The organism is Limnofasciculus baicalensis BBK-W-15 (assembly GCF_024178385.1).
Lineage (GTDB): Bacteria > Cyanobacteriota > Cyanobacteriia > Cyanobacteriales > Coleofasciculaceae > Limnofasciculus > Limnofasciculus baicalensis.
Genome location: NZ_JAMZMM010000587.1, coordinates 1 through 2,544, shown reverse-complemented (window position 1 = coordinate 2,544; position 2,544 = coordinate 1). Strand labels below are relative to the sequence as shown.

The following is a 2,544-nucleotide window of genomic DNA, read 5'->3' as shown; positions in this document are numbered from 1 at the left end:
CTAGCCCCTAGCCCATTGCTATATGTTTCCGAGGAAATCTTTGATGCTCTTAATTGCCCGCAAGCAGCATCTTTTTCCAAACCGCGAGAGCGACGCACGCTAACAGCAATATGGTATTTTTCTAATACCTCAACAAAATCTTGAATTCGACGGGGAGTCGGACGTTGATAATCCACTTCACTGATAGGATTATAAGGAATAAGATTAACATGACTCTGGAAACCCCGCAGATGTTGGGCTAATTCTATTGCATTTTCTGGTAAGTCATTTAATCCTGCCAAGAGGATATATTCAAAAGTTACTCTACGCCCAGTAATTTTTACATATTCTCGGCAATCTTCTAATAGTGCATCTAAAGGATATGCCTTGGCACTGGGAATGAGTTTTTCCCGCAATTGCTGATTAGAAGCATGGAGACTAACCGCAAAAGTGAGTTGTAGCTGATGTTCAGCTAATTGAAGAATGCGATCGCGAATACCCACAGTAGATATTGTAAGCGATCGCATCCCAATTCCCACATCTTGATTGAGAGACTTCACCGCAGCTAAAACTGCATCTAAATTCAGCAATGGCTCTCCCATCCCCATAAATACCACATTACTCACCCGCGAGCCAAAATCTTCCTGAACAGTTAAAACCTGATCTATAATTTCATGAGGACTAAGATTGCGAGTAAATCCACCTTTCCCCGTAGCACAGAAATCGCACGCCATCGGACATCCTACTTGAGAAGACACGCAAACTGTAAGACGTTGCTTTGACTTGGGATTAGGCGCAAAATCATCATCCCATCTATCCATCTCACTATCCCCACCTTTAGGAAAAGAAAAAGTAGGAATACCAACAGTTTCAATAATATTTCCATCCGTCATACGGAGGAGATATTTCACCGTACCATCTGGTGATTCCGAGCGATAATGTAAAGTTGAACGCCCAATGGAAACATCTACTAAACGTTCCCGCCACAGTTTAGGAAATACAGAAATATCGCCTAAATTTCGCACCCCTTTTTCATATATCCATTGATGAAGCTGACGCGCCCGATACCCTGGTTGCCCCTCCCCCTCCACCCATTCAGTTAGCTCCTCCAGAGAAGCACCCAAAAGAGGTTTTAAGAGAGTCGTTGTGAGGACATTTTGACCATTAGTACTTGTTACAGAGTTAACCGATGAAAGAGGAGACATAGGAGAGACCAATGTTATAATCTGAGATAGGAAAGACTGATTATCATAATTATGACACAAGAACTGCTCGATTTAAGAACTAGTATCCTCGAAGGACGTTACCCAGAGGCATTGGCAATTGTAGATGAACTAGAGGGAATGAGCAAACAAGCAATTTTGCGGAACATCCAATCTTATCTCATAATTCTCTTGATTCACCTAATTAAAAACCAAGTCGAGCAGAGATTAACCGGATCTTGGGCTACTTCCATCCGCCATGCAATTAGAGAAATCAAGAAACTGAATATAAAAGAAAACAAAAAATCTTATTACATCAATCCAGATGAATGGAATAACTTAATAGAAGAAGAAATCATTGATGATGCCATCGCAGATGCCAGCGAAGAAGTCCTCAATGGAGCCTACAGTCAATTTAAACTATCAGAACTACTTAATCGTACTAACATTATAGAGAATGCCGTTACCTTATTAAACCTAACATATTCCCATACCCCCAAAGAACTACCAACTGGAATCGCAAATATCTTAATTCAGTTACCCGGCGGACAAGAATGGATTGAAAGACAAAAATAATATACTCAAAAATACTTGGCGTTCCCCTTTGCGTTAAAAAAAAAAATATCCCCAAAACAAAATATCTATAATAAAATTCAACATCATGAATACCGAGACAGGAAAAGTTTATATAGTTGGTGCAGGACCAGGATCGATAGCCTATCTTACAGTGAAAGGAAAAGAGCTATTAACTCAAGCAGAAGTATTAGTTTACGATGCCCTCGTAGACAGTGAATTATTACAATTAGTACCTCCTAATTGCAATAAAATCAATGTAGGTAAACGCGGCGGAAAACCTTCAACTCCCCAAACAGAGATTAACCAGATACTAGTAGAAAAATGCCAAGAAGGAAATAACATAGTACGCCTAAAAAGCGGAGATCCATTTATTTTTGGGCGTTCAAGTTCAGAAATTCAAGCATTAATTGCCGCTAATTGCCCATTTGAAATTGTACCAGGAATTTCCTCCGCATTAGCCGCACCATTATTAGCCGGAATTCCTCTTACCGATCCCGTTTTAAGTCGTTGTTTTGCCGTAGTCACAGCCCATCAACCAGAGGAATTAGACTGGGAAACACTGGCCAGGATTGATACCCTATCTATTTTAATGGGTGGGCGGAACTTAGCATACATTGTCCATCAATTAAAGCGATATGGGCGCTCCCCGAAAACCCCCATTGCCGCAATTCGTGCCTGTGGAACCCCTCAGCAAGAGGTTTGGCTAGGTACATTAGCCGATATTGTTCAAAAAACTGCTGGTGTTTCTCTCTCTCCTGTGGTAATTGTAGTAGGGGAAGTAGTAGGA

The 2,544-nt window shown here is 40.9% G+C and carries 3 protein-coding genes; 2 read left to right on the top strand and 1 reads right to left on the bottom strand.

Going from position 1 to position 2,544, the window contains the following annotated elements:
- Window positions 1-1,184: dual-specificity RNA methyltransferase RlmN (rlmN, locus tag NJ959_RS28410; RefSeq protein ID WP_254015119.1), on the bottom strand; the 1,184-nt coding region annotated here is incomplete at its 3' end.
- Window positions 1,185-1,235: 51 nt separating this feature from the next.
- Here rlmN and NJ959_RS28405 point away from each other — a divergent pair.
- Both NJ959_RS28405 and cobA read left to right on the top strand, forming a co-directional pair.
- Window positions 1,236-1,757 carry a DUF29 family protein gene (locus tag NJ959_RS28405; RefSeq protein WP_254015118.1) on the top strand — a complete coding sequence of 174 codons (522 nt, stop codon included), beginning with the start codon at window positions 1,236-1,238 and terminating at the stop codon, window positions 1,755-1,757.
- An 85-nt stretch (window positions 1,758-1,842) separates the two neighbouring features.
- The coding region (cobA, locus tag NJ959_RS28400; protein WP_254015117.1) for a uroporphyrinogen-III C-methyltransferase at window positions 1,843-2,544 on the top strand (702 nt) is incomplete at its 3' end.

What these genes read in the sequence shown, in the direction of transcription:
- NJ959_RS28405 (WP_254015118.1), top strand. Translation starts at nt 1,236, where the DNA reads ATGACACAAGAACTGCTCGATTTAAGAACTAGTATCCTCGAAGGACGT.